This is a genomic window from Angustibacter speluncae, assembly GCF_054777815.1.
Genome location: NZ_BAAHAF010000153.1, coordinates 1 through 4,184, shown reverse-complemented (window position 1 = coordinate 4,184; position 4,184 = coordinate 1). Strand labels below are relative to the sequence as shown.

The window sequence follows — 4,184 nt, the reverse complement described above, 5'->3', positions numbered from 1 at the left end:
GCCGGCGGGCCACCCGCGGCCGCCGCGCCCCCGCCTGCCGCCCCGCCTGCCGCGCCACCCGCCGACCCACCCGCCGCGCCGGCCGACTGAGCGTCCGCACAACGCCTCACGCTCGGCACGACCGTCCCGACGGATGCGCGACGACGGGCGCGTTGTGCCGACGGGGTCGGTGCCCGTCGGGGCAGCGCCCGTCGCCGTGGTATCTGCCGGCGCGAGACCCGGCTCTTCCCAGGCAGATCCGGTCGACCGACCGGCCACCACGAGAGGGGACACCATGTCCGACGAGGAGTTCGGCTCGATCGGCGAGGAGGCCATCGACGCCCTGTACGACACGGGCTTCGCCACCGGGGCGCTGCTGAGCGGCGACTTCGACACCGCCGCCGAGCGCTACCTCGACGCCAGCAGCTCGGCGCTCGACGCGATCACCGACGGCGGCTTCAGCCACCTGGTCGACCGGTTCGAGGGCGACACCGGCCTCGACACCCGCGAGATGCTCGAGGACGGCCTGCAGTACGTCGGCGAGTCGATCGGCGACGCCGCCTACGACGCGGTCGAGTACGCCGGCGAGGTCTACGACGACGCGGCCGAGCTCGCGGGCGGTGTCGCGGACGTGTTCACCGACACCGCAGGTGGTGTCTACGACGCCGTCAGCGAGGCGGGCGGCGAGATCTACGACTCGGTCTCCGACGCCGGCGAGGCGGTCTGGGACGCGGGCGAGGCGGTCTACGACGCCGGCGAGGCCGTGTACGACGCGGCCGGCGACGTGTACGACTCGGTCACCGACGCCGGCGGTGAGGTCTACGACGCCCTCAGCGACGGCTACGACGCGCTCGCGGAGATGTTCTGATGGCCGACGTGCGCGCCACCGTGGCGCCCGCGACCGGCCACGAGGCCGACGGCGTCCTCGAGCGGACCGCCGACGAGGTGGTCGAGCAGGCCACCCGCGCGGTCTCGTTCGTCGGCCGGCTGGGGTCCGCCTTCGGCGACGGCCTGCGCGACGCCCGTGCCGAGCACGACGGCCAGGACGCCGAGGGCGCCGACGGCTCCTGAGCCGCCGCCCTCGCCCACCGACCCACCTGTGCGGGTGGTGACCCACCCCTCCCCGTGCGCGCACCGCGCCGCGGGGAGGGGTGGTCCACACCGGCAGCACCGTCCCGGCAGATCCGTCGCCGCGGAGTGCATCACGGCGGCACCTCGCCGCTCTGACCACCAGCAGCACCCACCCGCACCGCACCGAGAGAGGCGCACCATGCCCCAGTACCTGTCTCCCGGCGTCTACGTCGAGGAGCTCGAGCCGAGCAGCCGTCCCCTGAGCGGGGTCGGCACGGCCGTCGCCGCGTTCGTGGGCCTGGCCGCCGACGGCCCGCTCCACACGCCGACGCTCGTCACGAACTGGACCCAGTTCACCAACACCTTCGGCGGTTTCACCGCCGGGTGCTACCTCGCGCACGCCGTGTACGCGTACTTCAACAACGGTGGCGGCGTCGCGTACGTCGTGCGGGTCGGGCAGGACGTCGTCGACGCCGCCCCGGCTCCGGCGCGCGCGGCCCTCGCCAGCGGCGGCGACACGCCGCTCGAGGCGTACACCGTCGAGTCGCTGCTGCCCGGTGACGCCGGGGCCGGCACGACCGTCGAGGTGCACCACCCCGAGGACGGCGCGGCCGACACCTTCCGCCTCGAGGTGCGCCAGGGCGACCGGCACGAGACCTTCGACGGCCTGACCACGAGCCGCCGGCAGCGGCACAACGTGGTGACCGTGGTGAACGAGCAGTCGCAGCTGGTGCGGCTCGTCGAGCGCGAGGAACGCCGCGGCGCCGCGATCGAGCGCCCGGCGACCGGACAGGTCGTCCTGGCCGCGAGCCCTGCGGCGCAACCGGTCTCGGTCGCGCCCGACCAGTACGTCGGTGACTCCCGCGACCGCACCGGCTTCGCCGGACTCGAGGCGATCGACACCGTGACGATGGTCTGCGTCCCCGACCTGATGTCGGAGTACGAGCGCGGCAACCTCGACCGCGACCAGGTCAAGGGGATCCAGACCGCGCTGATCAGCCACTGCGAGCTGATGGGCGACCGGATGGCCATCCTCGACACCCCGCCCGGTCTGGACGCCCAGGCCGTGCGCGACTGGCGCGTCGACGAGGCCGGGTACGACTCGAAGTTCGCCGCGCTGTACTGGCCGTGGGCCAAGGTGCTCGACCCGGTCACCGGGTCGACGACGATGGTGCCGCCGTCCGGCCACATGGCGGGCGTGTGGGCGCGCAACGACGCCGAGCGCGGTGTCCACAAGGCCCCGGCGAACGAGATCGTGCGCGGCGCCATCGACGTCGCGACCAACATCACCCGGTTCGAGCACGACCTGCTGAACCCGGTCGGCGTCAACTGCATCCGCTCGTTCCCGGGCCGCGGCATCAGGGTCTGGGGCGCCCGCACCCTGTCGAGCGACCCGGCGTGGCGCTACGTCAACGTCCGCCGCCTGTTCAACTACGTGGAGGGCTCCATCCTCGCCGGGACGGGCTGGGTCACGTTCGAGCCCAACGACCAGGACCTGTGGGGACGGGTGAAGCGCACCATCAGCGCGTTCCTCTACCTGTGCTGGCAGCAGGGCGCGCTGTTCGGCGCCACGCCCGACCAGGCGTACTACGTGAAGTGCGACGACGAGACCAACCCCAGCGAGGTGATCGAGTCCGGTCAGGTGGTGTGCGAGATCGGCATCGCGCCCGTGAAGCCGGCGGAGTTCGTCGTCTTCCGCCTCGCCCAGCTGCCCAGCGGCACGTCCGCCGTGAGCGAGTGAGGAGAACGCCATGACCATCATCGACCCGATCGCCACCTACGCCTTCCACGTGGAGGTCGAGGGCATCACCATCGCCCAGTTCAAGGAGGTCGACGGCCTGAGCATCTCCGTCGGCGTCATCGAGCACCGCTCCAACGGCCTCGGCGCGCAGCCGACGCTGAAGAAGCTCCCCGGCTCGGTCAAGTACGAGAACCTCGTGCTCTCGCGCGGCAAGGTCGCCGACGACGCCTTCTGGGACTGGATCAAGAAGGTCCAGCAGGGCAACATCGCCGACGCCCGCAAGAACGGCTCGGTCGTGCTGTTCGACTTCGCCCACGGCGAGCTCAGCCGGTTCAACTTCCAGGCCGGCTGGCCCTGCAAGGTCGAGCTCGGCAAGCTGCAGTCGGCGGTCGACACGGTGCTCCTCGAGACGGTGACGATCACCCACGAGAAGCTCGAGGTGGGCTGATGTCCGTCGCCGTGGCGGGGTCGGCGCTCGACGGGCTGGTCACCGAGTTCCCGTTCACGCTGCCCCGCGGGTACGTGGACGCGTCCGGCCAGGTGCACCGGGAGGGGACGATGCGCCTGGCCACCGCGCGGGACGAGATCGCCCCGCTGCGCGACCCGCGGGTCCGCGACAACGAGGCCTACCTCACCGTCATCCTGCTGAGCCGCGTGCTCACCTCGTTGGGCACGCTGACCGACGTGAACGTCGGCACGGTCGAGGGGATGTTCGCCACCGACCTGGCGTTCCTGCAGGAGCACTACCGGCGGATCAACTCCGAGGGCGGCACCCGCGCGGCGGTGCGCTGCCCGGCGTGCGAGCACGGGTTCGAGGTCGACCTCGCCGGGGGCCGCCCGGGGGGATCGTGACGTACGCGAGCGACCGCCTGCACGAGGAGATCGCGTACGTCGCCTACCACTTCCACTGGTCGCTGCAGGAGATCCTCGACCTCGACCACCCGACCCGGCAGCGCTTCGTGCGCGAGATCGGCGCGATCGTGCAGCGCGCCGAGGAGGAGTGAGCCGTGCGCTGGCCCTGGCAGCGTCGCGCGCAGGAGCCGGCCGACGACGCGGCCGCGAGCGCCTTGGCGCCAGAGAGTCCCCGTCGTCCCGCCAGGGAGTGGCGCGACCTGCCTGCGCTGCAGGCGGTCTCGCTCGCCGACGCCAGCACCGCCGCCGAGCCGCTGCAGTTCGTGCAGACCCTCGCGACGCGGTGGCAGGTGCCACCTGCGCTGGAGCAGCTCGGCCACCGGCAGGACGTCACCGCGCCGTCCGGCGCCGCCGTGGTGGCGCCCGCGCCGCCGCAGGTGGGGTACGCGGACGCGCCGGTGCCGGTGAGGCCCACGGTGCCCGCCCCGGCGCCGGCCGGCCCGCCCGAGCAGCTGCCGTCCACGCGCCCACTGCCGCGGCT

General features: G+C 73.0%; 6 protein-coding genes and 1 pseudogene. All 7 read left to right on the top strand.

Translation table 11 applies throughout. From position 1 onward, the window contains the following. Positions 1-274 precede the first annotated feature (274 nt). Positions 275-847, top strand: a complete 573-nt coding sequence (locus ACYVKY_RS17210) for a hypothetical protein (RefSeq protein WP_460436208.1) — start codon at positions 275-277, stop codon at positions 845-847. Further along, on the top strand, positions 847-1,050 hold the full coding sequence (locus tag ACYVKY_RS17205; protein ID WP_460436207.1) for a hypothetical protein: 204 nt from the start codon (positions 847-849) through the stop codon (positions 1,048-1,050). Before ACYVKY_RS17210 ends, ACYVKY_RS17205 begins: the two co-directional genes overlap by 1 nt. 199 nt (positions 1,051-1,249) lie before the next feature. Next, a complete protein-coding gene (locus ACYVKY_RS17200) occupies positions 1,250-2,791 on the top strand; it encodes a phage tail sheath family protein (RefSeq protein ID WP_460436206.1) in 1,542 nt (513 codons plus the stop codon). A 10-nt stretch (positions 2,792-2,801) separates the two neighbouring features. Continuing rightward, entirely contained in the window at positions 2,802-3,239 is a 438-nt protein-coding gene (locus ACYVKY_RS17195) for a phage tail protein (protein ID WP_460436205.1), read from the top strand. Beyond that, positions 3,239-3,643 (top strand): hypothetical protein, encoded by a 405-nt coding sequence (locus ACYVKY_RS17190; protein WP_460436204.1) that lies wholly within the window; start codon positions 3,239-3,241, stop codon positions 3,641-3,643. Before ACYVKY_RS17195 ends, ACYVKY_RS17190 begins: the two co-directional genes overlap by 1 nt. Next, positions 3,640-3,795, top strand: coding sequence for a DUF6760 family protein (locus ACYVKY_RS17185; protein WP_460436203.1), 156 nt, complete (start codon positions 3,640-3,642; stop codon positions 3,793-3,795). The genes ACYVKY_RS17190 and ACYVKY_RS17185 overlap by 4 nt, the downstream gene beginning before the upstream one ends. A gap of 3 nt (positions 3,796-3,798) precedes the next feature. After that, positions 3,799-4,184, top strand: a pseudogene (locus ACYVKY_RS17180) (hypothetical protein); the annotation flags it as partial.